Origin of the sequence: Luteibacter jiangsuensis, from assembly GCF_030812295.1 — a bacterium.
GTDB lineage: Bacteria > Pseudomonadota > Gammaproteobacteria > Xanthomonadales > Rhodanobacteraceae > Luteibacter > Luteibacter jiangsuensis_A.
In genome coordinates this window covers 603,036-626,368 of record NZ_JAUSSK010000003.1, presented here as the reverse complement: position 1 = coordinate 626,368, position 23,333 = coordinate 603,036, and the positions used below count along the sequence as shown (strand labels likewise).

Genomic DNA, 23,333 nt, shown 5'->3' with positions numbered 1-23,333 from the left:
TCAGAGCGAGGCACGCACACCGAGGAAGAATGTCCGTCCGTTGGCCTCGGCATAGCTCTGGCGATCGTCGAAGACCTGGTACTGGTAGATCTTCTCGTTGTTGAGATTCGTGGCGTCCATGAAGAGCGACACGTGCTCGTTGAGTTTGTAGCTGGCGCTCAGGTCCACCTGCCCATATGCCTTCACCGAGGTCGGCTGGCTCTGGTTGCCGGCGATCGAGGCGAGGTACTTCGCGCGCCAGTTATACGCCGCGCGGAATTCGACCGGACCCTTCTGGTAGTACAGGCTCACGTTCGACGAGTTGCCGATGCCGGGAACGGCGAACTTGCCGGCGTTGGCGATCTTGTCCGCGCTGATCGAGGCGTCGCTGGTCACGTAGGTGTAGTTGGTCGCCACGCCCAAGCCATCGAACGGTGCGGGAAGTTTCGTGAACTGATAGTTGAAGGTGAGCTCGGCACCCTTGATCGTCGCCGTGTTGAGGTTCACCGGCTCGGTCAACTGGAAGGGAAAGCCCAGCAGGGTCGTGTTGGTCGTGATGAGCGTGCTGAAATTGCTGACCTTCTTGTAGAACAGGTTCATCGCGGCGTAGCTGGTTTCATTGAAGTACCACTCCACGCCGGCGTCGTAGTTCTTCGAGATGTAGGGCTTGAGCGCGGCGTTGCCACGGGTGATGGTCTGGTCCTGCGGGCGGAAGTTATACGACACCGACGCCGCGAGGTTGCTCAGGTCGGGCCGGGTCAGGGTCTTGTACGCGGCGGCGCGGAACACGAGGTCGTCGCGCAGGTTGAGCTTGAAGTTCGCCGACGGCAGCCACTCGTGGTACTTGCCATTCTGTGAAATAGGGCTCAGGGCGCCGTAAGTGGGGATCGCATTGGTCGGGTCGTTCGGGTTCACGGCGATCCCGACGATGGGTACCGAATACGCATAGGAGGTCGTGTTGGTCTTGGTGTAGCGGATACCGGCATTCAGGGTCCAAGGCATGTCGCCGTCGCCTTCCAGCGTCGCCATGCCATAGGCCGAACTGATCCGCTCCTTGATCATGCTGTAGGTGTTCGGATCGGGGTGTGCCGTGAAGCCGCCGCCATTCGCGTCGAGCTGTGCCTTGAACGCGTCGGGATTGGGCAACTGGTTATACGCGGCCGGGGTGGCGAGATAAGCGAAGAGTTTGTTCACGTCATAGACGACCCAGTCCCTTGGAAATCCCGGTGCCGCACCGCCGACAAGGCTGCCCGCATGGTAGACGTGCGCACCCACCGCGTCCGCGGGCACCGTGGCGACGTAACCGCAGTACTCGGCGCAACCGAAGCTGTTCGGCGTGTTGTAGGTGACTTCGGTCTTGGTGCGGTTGGAATTGGACAGGCCGAAATCCAGTCGCGAAAGCACGCCGTCGATAAAGGACTTGCCGAGGTGCAGCTGATTCTCGAAGATCTTGTCGCTGACGTTCGGGCTCTGCGTACCCTGGTTGGTCACGTGCGCGTGCAGGGTCGACGTATCGGTGGTCGGCAACAGCCCCGTATACGTCGGCAGGTGATCGCCACCGTTGTTCGTCCAGACCGGGTTCACGCCGATGTTGCGTGTTCCCAGCACCACGAAATAGCCGTTCTGCGATTCCTTGTTCCAGGCCCGCGACACCGCGCTGTCCCAATCCACCTGCAGCGACGGGTCGATCTGCCAGTTGATGTGGCCGCCGATCTGTTCGTTGAACGCGTCGCGCGGATTGGACTGCATCGCATAATCGTTCGACATGCCGCCGGACTGGTCGAGCACGAACTGCTGGGCCGTTCCATTCGATCCCGGCGTAATCGACTGGATGATGCCGGTGTTGGTGAAGGCACCGAAGGCGTTGTACTTCGAGTCGATCTTGTATTCGGAGAACAGGCCGTCCAGCTTCACGGTGACACCTTCGACCGGTGCCCAGTCGATCGCGCCGTTGAAGGACTTACGTGTCCGCGTCTCGTTGATCACCTGCCCTTGCAGCGTCTGTGGCAAGGCGACGCTGGTGTAGGCGGGGTTGATCCGCGAGAAATTCTGGTTGGTCAGCCAGCCCAGGGTATCGATCGACTGCTCGACGTGGTCTCGCTTGTAGTAGACCACCGAAGCCAGCCAACCGAAGGTATGGTCTTTGTTGGTGTTGCCGATGAGGCCGGAAATCTTTGGTGTGGTCTTGCTCGCAAAGCCGCCGTCGATGCTGTCGTTGACCCCCGCCGCGCTTCCCGCCGCGTGGAATCCGTTGAAGTCGAATGGCCGCGCGGTGATCACGTTGACCGTACCGCCGATACCGCCTTCCTCCAGGTCCGGGGTGCTGGTTTTCTGCACGACCGCCTGCTGGATCACTTCGGACGGCAAGACATCGAAGTCGAAGGCGCGATCGGTCGCGGCCGTTGCCATCGTACGGCCATTGAGCAGCACGTTGACGAAGTTGGGACCGAAGCCGCGCACGGTAATCTGGTTCGATTCGCCGCCACTGCGGTTCACAGAGACGCCCGGCACGCGCTGTAGCGCGTCGGCCACGTTCTGGTCGGGAAACTTGCCCGCCTCTTCGGCCGATACCGAGTCCACGGTATTGACCGCATCGCGCTTGGTCGACTGCGAGAGGAACAGCGATTGCAACTGGCCCGTGACGGCGACGCCATTGAGGTCGGTGACCGCCTTGCCATCCTTCTGCCCGTTGCCGTCCTGTGCCTGGGCGGCCGCGGTGGGCGTCGGGCCCTGGGTGGAGGACGGTGCATCCTGTGCGTGTGCGATGGATCCGCCGATGGAACAGATGCCGAGCATGCCAGCCAATGCGTTGCGCACCGACAGCGCGAGTAACTTCCGCTGCATTCCTACTCCCCTCTCATGATGGATGGCTCACGAAGGCCGCACGCTGCCTTCGAGGGCAAGCGGACTTGCTCCCGTGCATCGATGGACTTCGCTGATCCCGACTCTTCCCCGCTGATGCGTAACGATCCGCACCTCGAAAGAACGCTCACGACCTGCACCCGGCAGGCGGAACGTCCGTGGGTCAATTGTAGTATTTTATGATTATATGTCCGCAAGCTGCGGCGCAGCATAAGCGGATACGGCAGCTGGCCGGCCTGGTGACGCCGTTTCCGTGCCCTTTCCGTTCAACAGAAGAACGGAGGATGCGGCAGCACGAATGCCAACCGCTTCACATTTCCGGGATCTTGCGCCGGTGGCGTCAGGTCTTCTTGCGGCCGCGGCCACGGATATTGGTGCGCGACTCACTGACCATCCGCAACATCGCCTGGCGCGCCACTTCGGGCTGGCGACGACGCACCGCTTCATAGACTTTCTCGTGGTGCGGCAGGGCGGCCTTGAAGTTCGCCGCGTTGCGTGCGGAAAGCAGGAAGAAGGTACCCAAGGCGGTCTCGATGACCGAGAACAACGAGACCATCAGCTCGTTGTTGGTCGCGCGCAGCAAGGTTTCGTGGAACGCGAGATCGGCCTGGGCCCAGGCGTCGAGATCCTCGGAGGCGGCCATCGCGTCATAGGCCGCCTTGAGGTTGGCCAGTTGCGCATCGGTGCGCCGCCTCGCCGCGGCAGCCGCGGCGCCCGGCTCGATCAACTCTCGCATCTCCACCAGCTTCTCGACGAAGCTTTCCGTGGGCATGGAGGCGCAGCGCCAGGCCAGCACGTCGGCATCGAGCTGGTTCCAATGGACGGCCTCCCGCACCCGGGCGCCCGTGCGCTGTCGCGATTCGATCAGGCCCTTGGCCACGAGCACCTTCATCGCCTCGCGTAACGCGGTGCGGCTGACGTTCAAGCGCTCGGCCAGGACCTCCTCCCGCGGCAGCCCCTCTCCCGGCGCCAGCTCCCCACTGACGATAAGCCGCCCCAGCTGCTGGACCACCAGGTTGTGGAGGCCGCGCGCGGTCACGGGCTTCACCATGCATTGCTCCTTGGGATGTCTGGATTCTTCTCCATACCATTACACAGGTGCCCGCATGAGAGGTCGATATCCATGGAAAAGGCCGTGCATCGCTGCACGGCCCTGGGTCGAACGAGGAACGGGGTTCGACGGCCTGTCAGCCGTAGTCCTGGTTTTCGTGTGTCTGCTGCGGGGATTCCGGATTCCTTGGTTTCTTGTCGACGCAATCGCCAACGTCCTTGTCGTAGTCCCGAGTTTTTTCGGCCTTTGCTCTGATTTGTTTGGGGTGGCTTGGGACAGGGTGGTGCGAACCGTAGGGTTGTCTTTGCCAAGTGATCCCATCGTAGGTATGGACATGGGTCAATCTCCTCACGGGCGGACCACCGAAGATAGATACAGCGTCGCTATCGTGGACCCGTCCTTCCGTGAACCCCACGAACACGATCCGCATTTCGGCTTCCCGCAATTGATGATGCGGAGACCTGCCCCGCCAGCCGTACCAGTGATTACTGACAAAGTCCGGGGTTGAAGGTTACTGCGTTGCCGTCTTGTTGTGCGCGGTGGTGAGCAGCGAACTGCGAAGGCGGTATGCGTCCACAACCGCTGTGGGGTCGAATCTCGTTGTAATCTCGACGCCAGCGCGCGATAACCTCGCGCGCTTGGATCAGTGACGTGAACCAGTACTCGTTGAGGCATTTGTCGCGGAACTTCCCATTGAAGCTTTCGATGTAACCGTTCTGCGCCGGGCAGCCCTGTTCGATCAGGATGTGCTCGATGCCATGCTGCTGCGTCCAGGCGATGAAAGCGCGGCTGGTGAACTCTAGATCATTGTCGGTGCGTACGGCGCGTGGATAGCCTCGGAAGCGGGCCGCCTGATCGAGAAGCAGCACGACATAGCCGCCGCTGATGCCGTGATCCACCGCGATGTCCACACTCTCGCAAGTGAAGTCATCGACCATGGTCAGGCACTTGATCCGGCGCCCGTTGGCCAGTGCATCGAAAACGAAATCGATGTTCCAGGTGTCGTTCGGCCGGCACGACGCCCGCAGCTTCTGGCGCTCGCCAACCGGACGCTTGGCCTTGCGGCGGCGGCGCACGGACAGCTTGGCCTCCTGATACAGGCGATACACCTTCTTGTGGTTCACCGTCGGGAACTCCGGCTTCAACAGGTCATGCAGGCGGCGGTAGCCGAAGCGGCGACGTATCTGCGCCAGCTTGACCAGGCGGACCGACAACGCCTGCGTGGCAGGCGTCGGCATAGGTTCATGACGGAAAGCATCGCGGGACAGCCCCGCAAGGCGGCAAGCCCGGCACTCGCTGATCGGTGTCAGCTGGCACATGCGCCGGATTGCCTCGCGCTTGCGTTGCGGGGCTAGCGTTTTACCCCGAACCCCACTTTCAGCGCCTCGATGTCCAGATGCGCCTCCGCCAGCAGGCGTTTGAGCCGGCTGTTCTCGGCCTCCAGTTCCCTCAGTCGCTTGGCATCCTCGGCCTGCATGCGGCCGTACTTGGCCCGCCAGGCGTAGAAGCTCGCCGGGCTAAGGCCATGTTGTCATGGCTAGCTCTGAGACCGCCATGCCTGCGTCGGCCTGTTTGATAAAGCTAATGATCTGCTCGGCGGTGAAACGACTCTTCTTCATGTCCGTCCTCTCGATTGACGGACTCTATAGCTTCATATGGTACGGATCAGTGGGGGCAGGTCAGTGCAATTTGCCGATCCGACCGTTTGGCATTGGGATGAGGAATTCGGTCTCCCACTGCCAGGCAAAATCGTCCCAGCAGTGAGAGCTGACGGAACTACTCCGTCACACGGGTCGATCAAAGCTTACGGATTGAATCCACTCCCCGAAGGAGAGAGTCCGGACACTTGCGACGGTGCGGGTAATCCACAACCAGGGTGATGCCAGAACGGACCTCCAGGATACTGCGCATCGTTGCAGTACTGCTGAATGGAGCGGCCAGTCGCGCTGCGGAAATAGTCGACGCTCATGACACTGCCTCCGGTGAAGCTACATTGCGCCGACGAAGTTGCATCGGGCGGACAGCTAGGACCGTTGTTACACTCGACGCTCTCTTCGATTCGGAACGGGTTACCAGGATCGATAATGCCCGCGTGATAACCCACGTTATTGCAGTACAGCAGTTGCTGACCAATCACCTGATCGTTCGCGTCGAAGTAGATCACGCTACGTCCGACAGCCGGAAGAGCCATCGCGGTCATGGGCAGAGCAGAGACCATCAGAGTAAGTGCGGCAAGGGCAGCCTTCCAACTACGCAACATACGTCGTTCCCCTTATCGATTACCTCGGGCTGAGGCGGAGCGACTATATCTTCAAGAACTCGCGGCCAGCCGAAAGGAAACAAAATAGAGAAACGCCCTACACATAATCGGCAGCAGTCCCAGAAAACGCCAGCAAGATCGACGGTTGCCCTACAAAATCAACTCACCTCCGAGAAAACGCGTCTTCGTTTGCATGGCGATCCCCTGACAAAAGGAGAATCACGGATCGAAACCTTCGTCCGATCCATCCCGAAAAGCCTTGGTACCGCGGTAGCATCGAGCTCCGCGCGAACACGAACTCCTGAGTTCGCCCACGGCCTCAGTTGACTGGGCAGCTCACGCCGAGGCTATCCACATGCGATGCCTTGTTCCAAGTCCCATGGCCCTGAATCGTGAGACCAGGGGCGAAATCATCCGAAATGCGGGTGCCGTTGCCCAGCTCGTCTTTTTTGATCCGAGTGTTAGGATTTCCGGCGAGCTCCTGATCCCGGACACGATACCTGGATCGGTGGAAGCCACGCTGCCGGTGGGTAGCTTCGCACAGCCGTTGCATCCTGACCTTTCGCTGCGTACTCGCCTGGGGTTAGATGGCCAAGCGATTCGTGAGGTCGATGCTGGTTGTAATCTCTCTCTGCCAGGCTTCGAGTGTTTGCTTCGCATTCTCGATCGATTCGAACGCATGGACGTTGAGACACTCATCTCTCAATCGACCATTGAACGACTCGATCATACTGTTCTCTTTGGGACGGCCGGGAAGGATAAAGTCCAAATGGACGCGGTCGCTGTACGTCCATTCGTCGACGACCTTGCACGTAAACTCGGTGCCGTTATCCACGGTGATCACCTGAGGCTGCGGATGCTGCGGACCCAGCCGATCAAAGGCCTCAATGAAGCATCGGCCGTTCAACGAAAAATCGGCCTCTAGCAGGATACTCATGCACTCCATTTATCCACCGCGATCAGTACCGGGAAGGGCCACCCGCTGACGAGTTGGTCGTAGACGAAATCCATCACCCAGTATTGGTTAGCGGCCGTCGACGCGGGCGTCGGCCCCCCGATGCAAGCTAATGACCTTGCGCCGGCGGCGACGCGCGCGCAGCTGCAAGCCTTCCAGGCAATAGAGTCGGTGGACACGTTTTCGCCCCACCGCCCAAGCCCTCGCGGCGCGCGCATCATCGCGTGATGCGCTCACAATCAAAGCGAGGACAGGCCTGGGCCAGATCGCTGACACGCATGCGCAGTGCGGGCTGATCCTTGGCCTGGCTGCGGTAGTACCACGTCGCCCGTTGTGTGCCGGCCAGTCCGCATGCGAGCCGGGCACTCACCTGAAAGCGCTCGTGGACCGAATCAGCTACGTCCCGGCGGCGGCCTGCCTCAGATTTCTTTTCGAATGACTTCCGAGAAAATCTCTTTATCCAGCGTCAGCTCGGCTACCAGTCGTTGCAGGCGGCTATTCTCTTCCTGCAGCTCCCGCAGCTGGCACAGCTCGGCGACGCCCAGGCTGGCGTACTTCTTCTTCCAGACGTAGAAGGTGGCTTCGCTGATGTCCAGCTGGCGGCAGACGTCCGTGACGAGCGTTCCCGACTCGGCCAGGCGCAGCGCGTAGATGAACGGTTCTTCGTTAAACCGCGACTTCATCATCGTCCCTCCGGAGTCCGATCGGGACGGTGGGTGAAGCGACCCTACCTATAGTTATTGGCTGTGTCGAAAAAGGGGGGCGGCGTCAGCCCCACCCTGCACTCTCGAACGCGGTTGCAGCCATTCGGGGAAATACCGCCACCGCTGGTCTCCCCGCTGCATCAATCCTCACACCTGAATTTGGGCAGATAAGCCAGGGCGTCAAGCTACTCGATTGGGTTGGCTTCGATCACTATGGTGATTCCGACAATGATTGGACCAATACGCTGAACGCGCTGGAGAATACCTACGCGTCAGGCAAGAAGTACATCATCGTTCCCGGCTCGTTGAACAATTGTAATGGTGTGAGTCTCGAAGGTTGGTCTCGCTATATCACGCGTATGGAAAATGATCCGAACGTAATCTGGCTTGCCCCCTTCATGTGGCTGACCAGTGGGTCCTGCAAGGGTGTACGCGACCTGCCTGCGTATCGTGCTGCTTACACTGCCGCGGGGACGAAGATCAAGGATTCGCAGTACTCTGCTTCTACGTCTTGGTTCTGCGGCTTCGCACCCGATCTTTTCTGGATCAAGCCTCGCGATACAGCTTCCGGGATGACCGAGGTTCACATCCTCGACGCCACGACCAGCTACAGCACGTTCAAGCTACACGCCGTCACGCCATATCCAAATGCGAACACGGACCAAGTTTCGTTCGCTCTGGGCGACGCCAACGGAGATGGGAAAACCGATGTCTATCTCATCAGCCGCTACAATAACGCCACACCAAATGTAGAGATCCATATCCTCGACGGTGCGACAAACTACGCCACTTATGCGGGTCATTATTCGACGATCCTTCCAGCTGTTGAAGGGGGCTTGGCCTGGACGTTTGACGTGGCTGATTACAATAGAGATGGCGTCCCCGACCTCTTCGTCTTCAAGAAAGTGGGCGGCAGCAGCGGGAGGACCGAAGTCCACATTTATAATGGAGCCGACGGATTCCAGACCACCCTGGGTCACTTCCCCATGCCCATGCCGCCGACCGGCAGTGACGATGCGTGGGAGTTCCATCCTGCCGACTACGATGGCGACAGCATTCCGGATGTGATCGCCATTGCCAAGCAGAATGGCGCTTCCACCGAAGTTCATATTGTAAGTGCATCCAGCAACTACGCCACGTATTCATTCGAAACTCCCACTGGCCTGCACACGACTGGCACTGACTCCAACTGGGTTTTTGGTGTGAATGATTACGATCATGATGGGAAGCTTGATGTCTTCGCGATCACGAAGAGCGGTGCGACGGGCACTGAGGTTCATGCCCTCAAGGGACCCAGCTACCAGCAATTCAACCTTCACACGTCCACCCCTATCGCGGCGCTTCCGTCGGATACTTCGCAAACGCTTCTGATCAACAAGTAGTGCCATGCGCTATTGGAGAGGGAGTTGGACCAGGGATCCACCCCCTCTCCAACGGCCGCGCCTTGGTGTGACTGGCGACGGTTTTGATTCCGCAAATATGACATCAGTCGCAACACTAGGCGGATGCAATCGCATGTAGGATTTTCCCTACGCGTCAATCGGATTGACCCTACATACGGAGAGGCGAGGCCGTTGCATGCTCCCGACGCCGTGACACTCACGGCATCAAAGGGGATCTTCATGAAGGCGAAGCCAAGGCGTCCAACCTGTCCGTAGACATGTACGGAACGCGCGCGCACACTCGCTGGTCGATAGCGAAAACGTCAACATCATCGTTCGCGATTTAAGCGCACTCATGCTACTGAAAAAATTATCGCTTCTGGCGTCGGCAACTGCCTGCGGATTGGTTACGTGCTGCACCACATTTCCGATTCCGCGACCGATTGCAGAAGCGCCAGCCGAAGCCCCGTACAGGAGAGGACCGATTGCCGCTCAATGGCGACCTGCTTGGCTTTATCGGCCCCATAGTCCTGACCGCCGTTAGTGACGGGCTGGATCGCACTCATGGCCGCACCTTCGCCTCCCAGCAAACCGAGCTTTCCTAGCGTCTTCGACGCGGTTGGCAGAAGGCCCAATGCGCGAGCCTCGCCGATACCTGTCGCCCACGGCAGCACCTCACCAAGAGCCGCACCTGTGTAGCTGCCGACGGAGTCAGGCACCGCTTGCTGGTAAGCCTGCTCGCGGTCCTGCACCCATTTGTCGTAGGCGGCCGTTTGTCGGTCTATCCAGTTCCCATCCTACTTTCCAGTGATCAGGCCGGAGAGCGTCTTGTCGGCCGGGGCGACGATATCGCCGACAGCCTTTGCGCCATGCATGCCAAGTTGGGCGATACCGACCGGGATACTCGCAACGTGATGGGCAAGCGCATCGCCCATGGTGCTGCCAAAGTCGTTTACATCCTTGTAGCCCGATGTCAGCGCATCACCGACACCCTGCCAGAACGATGGTTTGGCCGCCTCCGGACCACTCATCATCGGGGACGGCGTCTGACCCTAGGGGTTGCCTAGATTCGCCTGTGCGTACGCGATAGCGTCCTACTCAGAGGCTCCCTCAGGCGCATTTATCTCGTAGGTGTGGCCGTCCGGGCCGGTAACGTGGAAAACAGGCATCAGTCGCCCCTCCGTGCAGACCAGCCACCGTTCGCCGCAGCTTTGGGCTTCTCTCCGCCCTTGAACTTGGTGAACAACGCGTTGGCGCCAGCCCAGCCGAATCCGTGACGCGATATAGCGCATCGCGGTGTTTAAGGGCTCGGAGCTTGGCGTCGGTGAGCATGTGAGTAACCCGCATTCACCCAGTGAGTAAGTCCAACTCCACTCACATTGTTACTCACATGCAATAGGGGATGCATCGGAACGTGAGGGTACGCCTAGGGATAAGGAAATGCCCTATTCAGCGAGTTATCGGGGGAGGTTTTCTGAACAAGGACGGGTTGGGACGTCCCTGAGATGCGAAATGGTGCCCGGACTGGGACTCGAACCCAGATACCCTTTCGGATGAGGGATTTTAAGTCCCTTGCGTCTACCGGTTTCGCCATCCGGGCGGAAAGAAAAAAGGCGCCTCCGCGTGAGCGGGTGCGCCTTGGAATGCGATGGAGGCCGAGGTCGGAATCGAACCGGCGTACGCGGATTTGCAGTCCGCTGCATGACCACTCTGCCACCCGGCCATCGCTTGCGCAGCGCGAAGAGTATCCGCGTAGCGCTTAAAAAACAAAACCCCGGATTTCCGAGGTTTTGTGGAATTACTTGGAGCGGGAAACGAGACTCGAACTCGCGACCCCGACCTTGGCAAGGTCGTGCTCTACCAACTGAGCTATTCCCGCGTCGTTGTCCGGCTATTTTAGATCAGATGGGAAATGTGTCAACCACCTTGCACCGTATTTTTTTCACTTTTTTTCACCTCGTCTGAATCCCCGCGCAAACTGGGCCATGCGGCACGCAGGTAGTCCAGGCCCGACCAGATGGTCAGTACGCCTGCGATCACCAGCAGGGCTTCGCCTATGTGGTACAGACGCAGGGTCTCGGCGTCGTGCTGGAGCAGGAGTACCACCAGGGCGGCCATCTGCGTGGCGGTCTTCAGCTTGCCCAGGAAGGCCACTTTCACCTTCGACCGTGCGCCGATCTGGGCCATCCACTCGCGCAGGGCCGACACACTGATCTCACGCCCGACGATGACCGAGGCGGTCACCGCCATCAGGATGCCCTGCCAGCCACCAGGGTGGGACTGCACCAGCAGGAACAAAGTGACCGCCACCATCAGCTTGTCGGCCACCGGGTCCAGGAAAGCGCCGAAAGCGGACGTGAGATTGAGACGCCGGGCCAGGTAGCCGTCCAGCCAGTCCGTGAAGGCGGCCAGCACGAAGACGAGGGCCGCGGTGAGGTTCGCGCCGCGGAACGGCAGGTAGTAGACGATGACCATCACCGGCAGCAGCAGCACGCGGAACAGGGTCAGCCAGGTGGGGAGATTGATTCGCATAGGTCGGCCGGTACGGGGAGGCGCGCCGCTTGGGCGCGTCTTGGTTCAATCAAGGATGCAGCATGGCATAGATGCGTTCGGCGAGGCCGCGATCAATCCCCTTCACGCTCATCAGTTCCTCGACGCCCGCGGCTTCCACGCCCGCCAACCCGCCGAAGGCCTTCAGGAGCGCCGCGCGACGGCGCGCGCCGACACCCGCCACGTCCTCGAGGGTACTCCGCTCGCGTGCGGCTTCGCGCCGGCGGCGGTGCCCGCTGATCGCGAAACGGTGCGCTTCATCACGTACCGCCGCCACGAGATGCAGCGCGGGCGAGGACGTGCCGGGGTGCAGGGTCTTGCCGCTGTCGGCCAGCACCAGGGTCTCCTCGCCGGCACGCCGTCCCGGCCCCTTGGCCACGCCCACGACGCGGATACCTTCGACACCCAGCTCGCGAAGCACGTCCACCGCCTGCGCCACCTGCCCGGTTCCGCCGTCGATCAGGAGGATATCGGGCTTGACCCCGCCCTCCACCACTTTCCTGAACCGGCGGGTCAAGGCCTGGTGCATGGCGGCGTAGTCGTCACCGGGGGTGATACCGGCAATGTTGAACCGGCGGTAGTGCGACTTCTCCGGCCCCTCGGGTCCGAAGACGACGCATGAGGCGACCGTCAGTTCGCCGCGTGTATGGCTGATGTCGAAGCACTCTATGCGACGAGGTGTCGCGTCGAGATCCAATACCTTCTGCAAGTCGTCGAAACGGGCCAGCAGCGTATGCCGGCTGGCGAGCCGCGAGGTCAGGGCCGCGCTGGCGTTGCGCTGGGCCATCTCGAGGAAACGCGCACGCTCGCCACGGACACTTGGCTTGAGCGAGACGATATGGCCCGCATGGTCCGACAGCACCGATGCCAGCACGTCCGCGTCTTCCACGGGATCGCTCAGTACCAGCTCACGGGGAACCTGACGCTCCAGGTAATACTGGGCGATGAACTGCGAAAGCACGTCGGATATCGAGGCATCGGTCGGCAGTCGCGGGAAGAAATCGCGCGAGCCCAGGCTGACACCGTTGCGGAAGAACATCACGCTCACACAGGCCATGCCCCCTTCCATGCAGCAGGCGATCACGTCCATGTCGGCACTGGCGCCCTGCACGAAATGCTGGGCTTGCAGGCGGCGCAGGGCGGCGACCTGGTCGCGCAAGGTGGCGGCGCGCTCGAAATTCAACGCCTTCGAGGCGTGCTCCATGGCGACGGCGAGTTCATCGATCACCGCGCTGCTGCGGCCTTCGAGAAACATCTCGGCGTGGCGTACGTCGTTCTTATAGTCCTCGACCTCGATCAGGCGCACGCACGGCGCACTGCAGCGGCCGATCTGGTGCTGCAGGCAGGGGCGCGAACGGTTCCTGAAATAACTGTCCTCGCATTGCCGCACCTTGAAGAGCTTCTGCATCAGGCCAAGGCTTTCACGCACGGCGAAGGTGCTCGGATAGGGACCGAAGTAACGCCCCGGGCCCGTTTTGGCGCCACGGTGGAAGGCCAGGCGCGGGTAATCCTCGCCGCCCGACAGGTAGATGTAGGGGTAGCTCTTGTCGTCGCGCAGCACGATGTTGTAACGCGGCTTGAGCGACTTGATCAGCTGCGACTCGAGCAACAAGGCTTCGCCGGCGGTGCGCGTGAGGGTGACCTCGGCACGGGCGATCTGCGACACCATCGAGGCGATGCGCGGGTCCATCGGCGGCTTCAGGAAATAGTTGCCGACGCGCTTCTTGAGGTTGGCCGCCTTGCCGACATAGAGCAGCTCGTCCTCCGCGTCGAAGTAGCGGTAGACCCCCGGCGAGGTGGTGAGATGGCGGACGAAGGCCTTGCCGTCGAACGGATGCGACTCGGTGTGCTCCATCCCGCCATTTTACCGCGTCGGCGAGCGGCGGACGCGAAAACGCCGGCATGGAGATGGGCCATGCCGGCGAGGACCTTCCGTGGGAGCGTCGCCCGTCCTTCAGGGGGTGAGTGTGGCGACAGGGATAGGTTACGTCGCCGCCCTCTCCGGCGCGCCCGGCGAAGCCCGGGAAACCCTGTCAGGCTTGCCCGGTAGCAACTGTGGGGGAAGCCTTACGATCCGACCGGACCTTGCGCGGCAAGCCATCGTTCCGCCCGGGCCAGGTCCTCCGCCGTGTCGATGCCCGGCGGGAAAGGTTCCGGCGTCAACCGGACCGAAATGGCGAAACCGTGCTCCAGGGCGCGCAATTGCTCGAGCGACTCGGCCTGCTCCAAGGGCGTGCGCGGCAACGCCGCGAGGCGGCGCAGGAAGCCCGCTCGATAGGCATAGATGCCGATGTGCCGCAGGAACGGCACGTTGGGCGGCAAGACGTCCCGGTTCGCGGCGAAGGCATCCCGGGCCCATGGGGCGGGGGCACGGGTGAAATACAGCGCACGGCCGCTCTGCCCGCGCACGACCTTGACGATATTCGGGTCGAATAGCTCGTCGGCGTGCTCGATCGGCGTAGCCAGGGTCGCCATCGGCGCATCGTCACCCGCCAGGGTCGCCACCACGGCGCGGATACCGGCGGGCGGAGCGAAGGGCTCGTCCCCTTGCAGGTTGACCACCACGGTATCGTCCGGCCAGCCGAAGTGGGTGGCGGTCTCGGCGATGCGGTCGCTGCCGGAGGCGTGGTCCGGGCGGGTCATGCAGACGAGGATGTCGCCGCATCCCCTGAGTTCGCGGGTGACGCGCTCGTCATCGGTGGCGACCACGACTTGTGCCGCCCCGGCCTGCGCCGCCCGCGACGCGACGCGACGGATCATCGACTCGCCCGAGATCTTGAGCAGCGGCTTGCCCGGCAGCCGGGTGGAGCCGAAGCGCGCAGGCACCACGACGACGAACGGGGGGATCTTCTCGGCCATGACCATATCCGCTGACAGGAAGGCGAAGCGTAGCGCCTTCCTGTCAGCGGAGGAACGCGTCAGGCAGCGGAGCGCAGGCGGAAGCCCACGCCGTTGGCCAGTTCCATGAAGCCGGGGAACGAGGTCGCCACGTTGGCGCAATCGCCGATCGCGATGGGCGCCGAGGCAACCAGCCCCGCGATGGCGAAACTCATCGCGATACGGTGGTCGCCGTGGCTGTCGATGCTGCCGCCGCCGATCGTGCCGCCGCGGATGATCGCGCCATCGGGGAGTTCATCGACGAGGACACCACAGGCCTTCAGGCCATGGGCCATGCTGGCGATCCGGTCGGATTCCTTCACGCGAAGTTCGGCCGCGCCACGGATCGTCGTCATGCCCTCGGCCACCGCCGCGGCCACGAACAGTGCGGGGAATTCGTCGATCATGTCGGGGACGATCTCCAGCGGCAACGCCACGCCATGCAGCGGCGCATGGCGGACGACCAGGTCGCCGATGTCCTCGCCACCGCTGTTGCGTTCGTTCTCCACGCGGATATCCGCGCCCATGAGTTCCAGCGCGGCGAGCAAGCCGGTGCGGCGTGGATTGAGGCCCACCGCCTTCAGGCGCACTTCGGAACCCGGCACGATGCACGCGGCGACGATGAAGAACGCGGCGGACGAGAAATCCGCTGGCACGTCCACATCGACGGCGCGCAAGACGTGACCACCTTCCAGGCGTGCACGGCCCGGCGAATAGTCGATCGGCCAGCCAAAGGCCTTGAGCATGCTCTCGGTGTAGTCGCGCGTCGGATGCGGCTCGACGACCTCGGTGAAGCCGTCGGCGTACAAGCCCGCCAGCAACAAGGCGGACTTGATCTGCGCGCTGGCCACGGGCGGCTCATAAGCGATGCCCTTCAACCCCGCCCCACCACGGATACGCAGCGGTGGCTTGCCATCGTTCGTTCCGATCGACGCCCCCATCGCTTCGAGAGGGTCGGTGACCCGACGCATGGGCCGGCGCGACAGCGATTCATCGCCCACCAGGATGGAATCGAACGCCTGCCCCGCCAGGAGGCCCGCCAGCAGGCGCATGCCGGTACCGGCGTTACCGCAATCCAACACGTCGGAACTGCCGCGCAGGCCATGCAGCCCTACGCCATGGACGATGCGCTCGCCCGGCGCCGGTGTTTCGAAACGGACCCCCAGCTTACCGAGGATGGCGGCCGTGGCACGCGTGTCTTCGCCTTCGAGGAAGCCGCGGATGTGCGACACGCCGTCGGCGATGGCGCCGAACATGAGCGCACGATGGGAAACCGACTTGTCGCCCGGCACGGCGATCTCGCCGCGAAGCGGACCACCCGCGGCACTTACCCAATCCACGCGGCTCATGGCAGGTTCTCCAGCAGGCGTTCCAGCTCGCCGCGGCTGCCGATGCTTATCCGCAGCGTGTGTGGCAAACGGTATCCCGCCATAGGCCGTACGATCACGCCGCGCTCGAACAAGTGGGCCTCGAACGCGGCGGCATCGCGACCGAGGTCCACGAGAAGGAAGTTCGTTTGCGATGGCAGCACACGCAGGCCCTTCGCTGTCAGTTCGTCGGCAAGCCACGCGCGATCGCGGCGGTTCGTATCGCGCACGCGGGCGCGGTGTTCGTGATCGCCGAGCGAGGCTTCCGCCGCGGCCAGGGCCACGGCGTTGACGTTGAACGACTCGCGCAAGCGCTCGCATACCGCGGCCACGGAGGGATGGCTCAGCATGTAGCCGATGCGCAAGCCCGCTAACGCATAGGCCTTGGAGAAGGTGCGCGTGACGGCCAGGTTCGGGAAACGGCCGCACAGATGCAGCGCGGTGCTCAGGCCCTCGGCGTCCACATATTCGTGGTACGCCTCGTCGACCACCACGAGCGTCCGCGCAGGGATCTTGTCGAGAAACGCTTCCAGCGAGGCATCGGAGAACCATGTGCCCGTGGGATTGTTCGGATTGGCGAGGTAGACCAGGCGCGTATCGGGCGTGACCGCCGCCGCGATCGCGTCGAGGTCGTGCCCGTACGGCGCGTGCGGATGGTCTGCCGGCAATGCGGGTACGGCGATCGACGGCGCACCCGCCGCCGCCGCCGCGATGGGGAATACCGCGAAGCCGTACTGCGAGTGCACCACCGGGTGTTCCGCGTCGGCGAAGCACTGCGCCATCAACATCAGCAGTTCGTGCGAGCCGTTGCCCAGGGTGATGCCCTGTACCGGCACGCCCAGTTCGGAAGAGAGCTTCTGCTTCAGGGACGCGCCGAGCGGATCGGGATAGCGCCAGATATCCTCGAGTACACGCGTGGCGGCACGCATGGCGAGCTTGCTCGGCCCCAGCGGGTTTTCGTTGGAGCCAAGCTCGGAGAGTACCGCACCGAAACGCAGGCGCAGCGCGGGAAGATCGTGGCCGGGATCATAGGCACGAAGTGCCGACGTCGCCCGATTGGCGAGCGCGGCGGCATCGAAATGTGAGGTCATGGCAAGGCGACAGGGTAGGAGCCGAGAACGCGCACGTCGGCGGCGGCAGGTTTCATTTCTTCGAGCGCGGCCTGCAGGGCCGCGTCCTCCACATGGCCCGACACGTCGATGAAGAACGCGTACTGCCACTTGCCCGTATGTGCCGGGCGGGACTCGATCCGGTTCATGCTGATGCCGTGATGCGCGAGCGGGCTCAACACGTCGTACAACGCGCCGGGCTTGTCGCGCACCGATACCAGCAGCGACGTGCGGTCGTTTCCCGAGGGCGGAAAGATCGAGCGTCCGATGACGAGGAAGCGCGTGGTGTTGTCCGAACGGTCCTCGATGGGGCCGGCCACTGTCTTCAGGCCGTACACGCGTCCCGCCGTTTCACCGGCGATGGCGGCGGATTCCGGCGACAGCCGCGCCGTGCGCGCGGCCTCGGCGTTGCTCGACACGGGGATGCGCTCCACATGCGGCAGGTTCACCCGCAGCCACCCCTGGCACTGCTGCAACGATTGCGGATGCGAGTAGACGCGCTTCACGTCCTTCAGCTCGCCCGACAGCGACAGCAGGTTCTGGTGGACGCGCAATTCCACCTCACCGCAGATCGTGGCCTTGGACACCAGGAACATGTCCAGGGTCATCTGGATCATGCCCTGCCCCGAATTCTCCACCGGCACGACGCCGAAATCGGCGTTGCCGGCGGCCACTTCCTGGAACACTTCCTCGATGCTTCCCAGTGGGAGGCCATAGGCGGCATGGCCGAAATGCTTGCGCACCGCCTGCTCGCTGAAGGTGCCCTCGGGACCGAGGAAACCGATCTTCAAAGGCTGCTGCTGCGACAGGCACGACGACATGATCTCGCGGAACAGGCGCACCAGCTCCGCGTTCGGAAGCGGCCCGTCGTTGCGGTCGATCACGCCGCGAAGTACCTGGGCTTCCCGTTCAGGTCGGTAATACTCCACCGCCGCCTTCAACGGGCCCTTGGCCCGCCCGACCTGCTGCGCCCAGCGGGCGCGCTCGCTGATGAGCGACTGCAGTTGCTGGTCGATGCTGTCGATGCGCGTGCGCGCCTCGGTCAGCGTGGCTTGTTTATCGGCCTTGTCGGCGGGGGTCTTGCTCATGGACGTCCAGGCGGCTAAGTGGTTGCAATTGAAACGGTTATCGCCGCGATGCGATGTTGCAGCGCGGCGACCTCCGACTTTAACCGTGCCGCGTGGCAAAGTCCCGCATGAATTGCACGAGGGCGTCCACCGCCGCCTGTGGCACCGCGTTGTACAACGACGCGCGCATGCCACCCACGGCCTTGTGGCCTTTCAAGGCAAGCAGGCCCTCCGCTTCGGATTCCGCCAGGAAAGCGGCATCGAGCGAAGCGTCGTGCAAGGTGAATGGCACGTTCATGCGTGAGCGCGCGTGCACCGCCACAGGGCTGCTATAGAAGCCGCCCGACCCGTCGATGGCGTCGTACAAGGTCTTCGCCTTCCGCGCATTCCGCTCGCCCATCGCCGCGAGGCCGCCCTGCTGCTCCAGCCACTCGAAGGTGAGGCCGGCGAGATACCAGCCCCACGTATTGGGGGTATTGAGCATGGAATCGTTCGCGGCGTGCTCCGCATAGCGGAAGATCTTCGCCATCGGCCGGCCGGGGCGTGCCAGCAGTTCATCGCGGACGATCATCACCACCAGTCCGGATGGTCCGATGTTTTTCTGGGCGCCGGCGTAGATCAATCCGAAGCGCGAAACATCCAGCGGACCGGAAAGGATATTCGACGACATGTCGGCCACCAGGGGCACCCGGCCCACGTCCGGAATATCGTGAAACTCCACGCCCTGGATGGTTTCGTTCGACGTGTAATGCACGTAGGCCGCGTCGGGATTCAATATCCACGTGTCACGCGGCGGAAGATCCAGGAAATTCGCCGATGCCGAACTGGCGGCCACACGCGCGTCGATGTAAGGGGAGGCTTCGCGAACGGCCTTTTCGCTCCAGTGTCCGGTCACGATGTAGTCCGCGCTACCGCCTTCGGGCGCGAGGTTCATTGGGATCTGCGCGAAGTGCTGGGTCGCACCGCCTTGCAGGAACAGCACCTTGTACCCCGCGGGTACGGCCAACAGGCCACGCAGCCGGCGCTCGGCGTCGGCGGCCAGTTCCACGAAGCGCTTGCCGCGGTGGGACAGTTCCATGACGGAGGCACCCGACCCGTTCCAGTCGAGCATTTCCGCCTGTGCGCGTTGCAGTACCGCTTCAGGCAACGCCGCAGGACCCGCACTGAAATTCCAGACTCTGCTCACGTGATTCTCTCGGCCAGGGGGAACGGCCATTATGCCGTCCGCGGGGCCGCTCAGAACTGGACGAACAAGACCAGCGCGATGCCGAGCGCGAGCACCGCGGCGGTGAGGATCAGCCACCATACGTCGCCACGCGGGCCCGCGGCATCTTCAGGAAGCGGTTCGGGTTCCGGCTCCGGCATGACCACCTTCGGCTCCGCGGCCCAGCCGGGACCGTCGAGGACGAAGCGGTGCGAGGCGACACCGATCTGGTCGCCGGGCTGCAAGGAGGCGCGAACCACCTTCACCCCGTTCACCCGCACGGCATGCCGCGCAGGCACGCGGGATGCATCCAGGACGAGCTCGCCGCCCTCCCACGCGAGGACCAGCAGGGCCGCGTCGTTGCCGGGCAACTCGAGCGGCATCGCCCCATGGCTGGCGCCGAGTTCGAGGCGATCGCCCACGGGTATCACCCGGCCCGACAGCGGCCCGGCCACGGGCCGCAACGCCACGGTGCAGCGCGATTGGGTGGGTTCCCGCACCTCCCGCGCCTCCAGGTCCGCGTCGTCGCGGATCAGCATGCGGCAGTCGCCGAGCGACAGGCTGTCGCCCGGGCGCAGCAAGGCGCGCTCGCGCACGGGGCGCGCATTGACGTAGACACGCCCGGTATCGGGGGCGACTTCCAGCACCAGGCCGCGGCGGTCGCGATGCAGGGTGACATGGCGCGCGGCGACCTGGGCTTCTGACACGACGAGGTCGTTGTCGTCGGCACGGCCGATGGTCAGCACGGGCCGTGACCAGTGGAAATCACCGCGAGCCGAGCTGACGAATTCGATGCGCATGGAAGAACCGGGACGTTGACGACGCGACTTTAGCAGAGTGCGGTATCTGATTGAACGCAAAGGCGTCGCTGCCTTCAGGTAGAAACGCCTGTTAAACTCTCCGCTTTCACTCGCGAGGACCTCCACGATGGCGAAGATCGACATCCGCCGCCCCCACGGGACGACCATCGAGGGAGCCCGCGCGGTCGTCGACAAGGTGGCCGCGCGCATGAGCGAGAAGTTCGGCACCGAGGGCACGTGGCAGGGCGATACGCTCACCTTCGCCCGCTCGGGAGTGAAGGGCGCAATCGCGGTCACGGCCAGCGAGGTGCACGTCACGGCAGAGCTCGGCATGCTGCTTTCGCCGCTGCGCGGCACGATCGAGGACGAAATCCGCCGGAAGCTGGACGAGCAGTTCGGTTGAGGGTTTCCCCGTCCCTCGCCTTCGGCGCGGACGGCAGTCAGGCTTAGGTGGCCTGGACCAGCCTGCTATGGCATACTAAGGGACTTATGCGGCCATTCCGGCCGTTCACGCCGACCCGGAACACATGGCAAAAGACGACGTCATCGAAATGGAAGGTACGGTCCAGGAGACCTTGCCCAACACCATGTTCCGCGTGCAACTCGAGAACGGGCACGTCATTACCGCCCATATCTCCGGCCGCATGCGCAAGCATTACATCCGTATCCTCACGGGCGACAAGGTGAAGGTCGAAATGACCCCCTACGACCTGACCAAGGGACGCATCACGTACCGCATGAAGTAAGGGCGCCACGCGCCGGCCTCATCGGGACATAAAAAAGCCGCGGAACCATCCGCGGCTTTTTTTGTTGCCTGAGGTCGCGAGCTTACGCGGGAACCGTCGCCGGCTCGGCCGACTCCGTCTCCACGTGCAGCTCGTCGCCTTCCACCGACAGGGTGACCTTGCCGCCCTCGGCGAGCTTGCCGAAGAGCAGTTCGTCCGCCAGCGCGCGCTTGACCTTGTCCTGGATCACGCGGGCCATCGGGCGTGCACCCATCTGCGGGTCGAAGCCGTGCTCCGCCAACCAGCGGCGGGCTTCCGGCGCCACATCCACGCTCACCTTCTTCTCCGACAGCTGCGTTTCCAGCTCGATCAGGAACTTGTCCACCACACGCAGGATGTGGTCGAAGTCCAGCGCGTTGAACTGGATGACCGCGTCCAGACGGTTGCGGAACTCCGGCGTGAACATGCGACGGATGGTCTCCATGGCGTCCGGGGCGTGGTTCTGTTTCACGAAGCCGATGCCCCGGCGCGAAGCCAGCTGCGCACCCGCGTTCGTGGTCATCACGATGATCACGTTCTTGAAGTTCGCCTCGCGGCCGTTGGTATCCGTCAGCACACCGCGATCCATGACCTGGAGCAGGATGTTGTAGACATCCGGATGGGCCTTCTCGATCTCGTCCAGCAGCAGCACGCAATGCGGATGCTTGGTGATCTGCTCGGTGAGCAGGCCGCCCTGGTCGAAACCGACGTAGCCCGGAGGCGCGCCGACCAGACGCGACACCGAATGCGCTTCCATGTATTCGGACATGTCGAAGCGGACCATTTCGATACCCAGTTGCATGGCGAGCTGACGGGTCACCTCCGTCTTGCCGACGCCCGTGGGGCCGGCGAGCAGGAAGCTGCCGATCGGCTTGGACGGATCGCCCAGGCCCGAACGCGCCATCTTGATCGAGGACGCCAGGGCCTCGATGGCCGCATCCTGGCCGAAGACCACCATCTTCAGGTTGCGCTCGAGATTGCGCAGCACGTCGCGATCCGAGGCCGAGACCTGCTTGGCCGGGATGCGCGCCATCTTGGCGACGATGTACTCGATCTCGGGCACGTCGATCTTGCCGGTACGCTCTTCCTCCGGCAGCAGACGCTGGCGGGCGCCGGCTTCGTCGATGACGTCGATGGCCTTGTCGGGCAGCAGGCGATCCGGGATGTGCTTGACCGAAAGATCCACGGCCGCACGCAGGGCCTCACCGGTGTACTCCACCGAGTGGTGCTCTTCGAACCGGCTCTTCAGGCCGCGCAGGATCTCGATCGAATCGGCCACGGTCGGCTCGACCACGTCGATCTTCTGGAAGCGGCGGGCCAGGGCCCGATCCTTCTCGAAGACGCCACGGAACTCCTGGAACGTGGTGGAACCGATGCAACGCAACTCACCCGACGCCAGCATGGGCTTGATCAGGTTCGAGGCGTCCATGGTGCCACCCGACGCCGAACCGGCACCGATGATGGTGTGGATCTCGTCGATGAACAGGATGGCGTTCGGCTGCTTCTTCAGCTGGGCGATGACCGCCTTCAGGCGCTTTTCGAAGTCGCCGCGGTACTTGGTTCCGGCCACCAGCGCACCGAGGTCCAGCGACCAGATGGTGCAGTCTTCCAGCACTTCCGGCACCTGTCCCTCGACGATGCGCTTGGCCAGGCCCTCGGCCAGGGCCGTCTTGCCCACGCCCGCGTCGCCCACGTAGAGCGGGTTGTTCTTGCGGCGGCGGCAAAGCACCTGGATGGTGCGCTCGACTTCGTCCTGGCGGCCGATCAGGGGATCGATCTTGCCCTGGATGGCCAGTTCGTTCAGGTTGGCGGCGTATTCGTTGAGCGGGTTGCCCTTGCCTTCACCGCCTTCCTCGCCGTCACGCTCGGCGTTCGGCGCCGCGGCGGCCGATTCGTCGCCGATCTTGGCGATGCCATGCGAGATGTAGTTGACGACATCCAGGCGCGTAATTTCCTGCTGGTGCAGGAAATACACCGCATGGGAGTCCTTTTCGCCAAAGATGGCCACGAGCACGTTGGCGCCGGTGACTTCCTTACGGCCGGAAGACTGCACGTGGTAGACCGCGCGCTGGAGCACGCGCTGAAAACCCAGGGTGGGCTGCGTATCGCGCTCGTCGCCGGCCGGAAGCACCGGTACCGTCTCGGCGACGATCCGCTGGAGATCCGCCGCCAGGCGCGGCAGATCGACGCCGCAGGCGCGCAGGGCGGCCAGGGCGGAGGTGTTTTCCGTCAGGGCGAGCAGCAGGTGCTCCACGGTCATGAATTCGTGGCGCTGCTCACGGGCCTGCTTGTAGCAATGCCCGATGGTGACTTCTAGATCCTTGCTGAACATACGGACCGTCTCCGATAGCTGTGGGCGGCGGGGAACCAGCCCCTTGTCAATGCCGCATGAACTCCAGATG

At 63.0% G+C, this 23,333-nt stretch carries 19 protein-coding genes, 3 tRNA genes and 1 pseudogene; 3 read left to right on the top strand and 20 right to left on the bottom strand.

Annotated elements, in window-relative coordinates:
* From J2T07_RS12890 to J2T07_RS12865, 6 genes and pseudogenes are all read right to left on the bottom strand, one after another.
* A complete protein-coding gene (locus J2T07_RS12890) occupies window positions 1–2,823 on the bottom strand; it encodes a TonB-dependent receptor (RefSeq protein ID WP_306850485.1) in 2,823 nt (940 codons plus the stop codon).
* A gap of 358 nt (window positions 2,824–3,181) precedes the next feature.
* On the bottom strand, window positions 3,182–3,892 hold the full coding sequence (locus tag J2T07_RS12885; protein ID WP_306850484.1) for a FadR/GntR family transcriptional regulator: 711 nt from the start codon (window positions 3,890–3,892) through the stop codon (window positions 3,182–3,184).
* 485 nt (window positions 3,893–4,377) lie between these two features.
* Window positions 4,378–5,511 (bottom strand): annotated as a pseudogene (locus J2T07_RS12880) (IS3 family transposase).
* 185 nt (window positions 5,512–5,696) lie between these two features.
* A complete protein-coding gene (locus J2T07_RS12875; RefSeq protein WP_306850483.1) occupies window positions 5,697–6,152 on the bottom strand; it encodes a hypothetical protein in 456 nt (151 codons plus the stop codon).
* Window positions 6,153–6,735: 583 nt separating this feature from the next.
* Complete coding sequence (locus J2T07_RS19165) at window positions 6,736–6,882, bottom strand: integrase core domain-containing protein (RefSeq protein ID WP_430539363.1); 147 nt, start codon at window positions 6,880–6,882, stop codon at window positions 6,736–6,738.
* Between the two features lie 644 nt (window positions 6,883–7,526).
* On the bottom strand, window positions 7,527–7,793 hold the full coding sequence (locus tag J2T07_RS12865) for a transposase (RefSeq protein ID WP_306850481.1): 267 nt from the start codon (window positions 7,791–7,793) through the stop codon (window positions 7,527–7,529).
* Window positions 7,794–7,819: 26 nt separating this feature from the next.
* On the opposite strand from J2T07_RS12865, the gene J2T07_RS12860 reads away from it, so the two are divergent.
* Window positions 7,820–9,193, top strand: a complete 1,374-nt coding sequence (locus tag J2T07_RS12860; protein WP_306850480.1) for an FG-GAP repeat domain-containing protein — start codon at window positions 7,820–7,822, stop codon at window positions 9,191–9,193.
* Window positions 9,194–9,600: 407 nt separating this feature from the next.
* Here J2T07_RS12860 and J2T07_RS12855 read toward each other — a convergent pair whose 3' ends face one another.
* The 13 genes from J2T07_RS12855 to J2T07_RS12795 all read right to left on the bottom strand — a co-directional run bounded on the left by J2T07_RS12855 (window position 9,601) and on the right by J2T07_RS12795 (window position 20,167).
* A complete protein-coding gene (locus tag J2T07_RS12855; RefSeq protein ID WP_306850479.1) occupies window positions 9,601–9,945 on the bottom strand; it encodes a hypothetical protein in 345 nt (114 codons plus the stop codon).
* A gap of 45 nt (window positions 9,946–9,990) precedes the next feature.
* The gene (locus J2T07_RS12850) at window positions 9,991–10,227 is read right to left on the bottom strand and encodes a hypothetical protein (RefSeq protein WP_306850478.1); all 237 of its coding nucleotides are present in this window, start codon (window positions 10,225–10,227) and stop codon (window positions 9,991–9,993) included.
* A gap of 479 nt (window positions 10,228–10,706) precedes the next feature.
* Window positions 10,707–10,793: transfer RNA gene (locus J2T07_RS12845), tRNA-Leu, on the bottom strand.
* 49 nt (window positions 10,794–10,842) lie between these two features.
* Window positions 10,843–10,916 (bottom strand) — tRNA-Cys (locus J2T07_RS12840).
* An 80-nt stretch (window positions 10,917–10,996) separates the two neighbouring features.
* A tRNA-Gly gene (locus J2T07_RS12835) sits at window positions 10,997–11,072 on the bottom strand.
* A gap of 38 nt (window positions 11,073–11,110) precedes the next feature.
* Complete coding sequence (gene pgsA, locus J2T07_RS12830) at window positions 11,111–11,725, bottom strand: CDP-diacylglycerol--glycerol-3-phosphate 3-phosphatidyltransferase (protein ID WP_306850477.1); 615 nt, start codon at window positions 11,723–11,725, stop codon at window positions 11,111–11,113.
* A gap of 49 nt (window positions 11,726–11,774) precedes the next feature.
* Window positions 11,775–13,598 carry an excinuclease ABC subunit UvrC gene (uvrC, locus tag J2T07_RS12825; RefSeq protein WP_306850476.1) on the bottom strand — a complete coding sequence of 608 codons (1,824 nt, stop codon included), beginning with the start codon at window positions 13,596–13,598 and terminating at the stop codon, window positions 11,775–11,777.
* 212 nt (window positions 13,599–13,810) lie between these two features.
* A complete protein-coding gene (gene kdsB / locus J2T07_RS12820) occupies window positions 13,811–14,602 on the bottom strand; it encodes a 3-deoxy-manno-octulosonate cytidylyltransferase (protein WP_306850475.1) in 792 nt (263 codons plus the stop codon).
* Window positions 14,603–14,661: 59 nt separating this feature from the next.
* A complete protein-coding gene (aroA, locus tag J2T07_RS12815) occupies window positions 14,662–15,969 on the bottom strand; it encodes a 3-phosphoshikimate 1-carboxyvinyltransferase (RefSeq protein ID WP_306850474.1) in 1,308 nt (435 codons plus the stop codon).
* A complete protein-coding gene (gene hisC / locus J2T07_RS12810; RefSeq protein ID WP_306850473.1) occupies window positions 15,966–17,078 on the bottom strand; it encodes a histidinol-phosphate transaminase in 1,113 nt (370 codons plus the stop codon). Before hisC ends, aroA begins: the two co-directional genes overlap by 4 nt.
* A complete protein-coding gene (gene pheA / locus J2T07_RS12805; RefSeq protein WP_306850472.1) occupies window positions 17,075–18,184 on the bottom strand; it encodes a prephenate dehydratase in 1,110 nt (369 codons plus the stop codon). Before pheA ends, hisC begins: the two co-directional genes overlap by 4 nt.
* A gap of 79 nt (window positions 18,185–18,263) precedes the next feature.
* Window positions 18,264–19,349: a 3-phosphoserine/phosphohydroxythreonine transaminase gene (gene serC, locus J2T07_RS12800; protein WP_306850471.1), complete on the bottom strand. Its 1,086-nt coding sequence runs from the start codon at window positions 19,347–19,349 to the stop codon at window positions 18,264–18,266.
* A gap of 50 nt (window positions 19,350–19,399) precedes the next feature.
* Window positions 19,400–20,167, bottom strand: a complete 768-nt coding sequence (locus tag J2T07_RS12795; protein ID WP_306850470.1) for an FHA domain-containing protein — start codon at window positions 20,165–20,167, stop codon at window positions 19,400–19,402.
* A gap of 127 nt (window positions 20,168–20,294) precedes the next feature.
* Here J2T07_RS12795 and J2T07_RS12790 point away from each other — a divergent pair, with 127 nt between their 5' ends.
* Together J2T07_RS12790 and infA are read left to right on the top strand one after the other, a co-directional pair.
* Entirely contained in the window at window positions 20,295–20,570 is a 276-nt protein-coding gene (locus J2T07_RS12790; RefSeq protein WP_306850469.1) for a polyhydroxyalkanoic acid system family protein, read from the top strand.
* 124 nt (window positions 20,571–20,694) lie between these two features.
* Entirely contained in the window at window positions 20,695–20,913 is a 219-nt protein-coding gene (gene infA, locus J2T07_RS12785; RefSeq protein ID WP_019466733.1) for a translation initiation factor IF-1, read from the top strand.
* A gap of 82 nt (window positions 20,914–20,995) precedes the next feature.
* On the opposite strand, the gene clpA is transcribed toward infA, so the two are convergent.
* Complete coding sequence (gene clpA, locus J2T07_RS12780) at window positions 20,996–23,263, bottom strand: ATP-dependent Clp protease ATP-binding subunit ClpA (protein WP_306850468.1); 2,268 nt, start codon at window positions 23,261–23,263, stop codon at window positions 20,996–20,998.
* Window positions 23,264–23,333 lie beyond the last annotated feature (70 nt).